We start from the raw sequence: 990 nt of genomic DNA on the forward strand, positions 1-990 counted from the left end.
GAGCCTCTGGTCGGCGAGACCGCGCAACAAGCCCGGCGCGGAGTCGGAAGCCGCCGCTGACCTCAACGCCTCGATAAACAGCACTTCCAGCAACCGTTCGAGCACGACATCGCGCGCCGGACGCTTCGACAGCGTTTCGTCACGCACCAGCCTGGCGAGCGACGCAAGCCGCTCGTCGCGGCGCACGACCACGGTTTCCGGCAGCAGCGAGACCAGCAGCGCCGCGTCGGGCGACCCGAAGACGCAATGGCCGACGAGATACTGGCAGTCGGCAGGCCCCTCTGCCCGCCCGACCCTGAGCGCGCCATTGCCGAGATGAACTGGCGTGGTCACGATCCCGGCTTCCGGCCTCTCGGTGGCGCTGGTGGTGGTGAAGCCGAAAGAGGACGGCACCAGCACGAAATCGCCCTGGGCGAGTTCAACCTCATCCCGTCCGTCCGCCTGAAACCGGATCGCGCCCTCCAGCACCAGGGCATAGAACACCTGGCCGGCCTGTTCCCGGCGAATGCGCCACGGACCGGCACCGGTGACCCATTTGGAATAGGGCGCGCGCGGCTGCAGGAATGAGACGATATCGGCAAGCGGATCTGTCAAAACCGGACTTTCAATGATGTGAACGAGATACGCCATTATGGTGCGTCCGGATACCCCTGTCTATATTGGTGTTGTCGGCACGGCGCTTCGTGCCTGTCGTTTTCACCCATTCAGTTCAGCCGGCAGCGGGCGCATCCGCGCCCACCATGCCGTGCGAAGGAGTTCCCATGAAAACCGTTCTCATCACCGGTTGCTCGTCCGGCTTCGGCCTTGAAACCGCGAAAACCTTTCTCGATCGCGGCTTCAAGGTCGTCGCCACGATGCGCAAACCGGACGCCAGCCTGCTGCCCGCATCCGACAACCTCATACTGCTGCCGCTCGACGTTACCGATCCCGACAGCATCGCCCGCGTCGTGGACGCCGCCGGCCCGGTCGACATTCTCGTCAACAATGCCG

The 990-nt window shown here is 64.5% G+C and carries 2 protein-coding genes; one reads left to right on the forward strand and one right to left on the reverse strand.

The features are described 5' to 3' along the window. The coding region (locus tag B4E36_RS08150) for a cupin domain-containing protein (protein ID WP_292053155.1) at window positions 1-630 on the reverse strand (630 nt) is incomplete at its 3' end. A 131-nt stretch (window positions 631-761) separates the two neighbouring features. On the opposite strand from B4E36_RS08150, the gene B4E36_RS08155 reads away from it, so the two are divergent. Beyond that, window positions 762-990 (forward strand): SDR family NAD(P)-dependent oxidoreductase (locus B4E36_RS08155; RefSeq protein WP_345900219.1); only part of this gene is annotated, 229 nt, incomplete at its 3' end.

The organism is Martelella sp. UBA3392, from assembly GCF_002358775.1.
Lineage (GTDB): Bacteria > Pseudomonadota > Alphaproteobacteria > Rhizobiales > Rhizobiaceae > Martelella > Martelella mediterranea.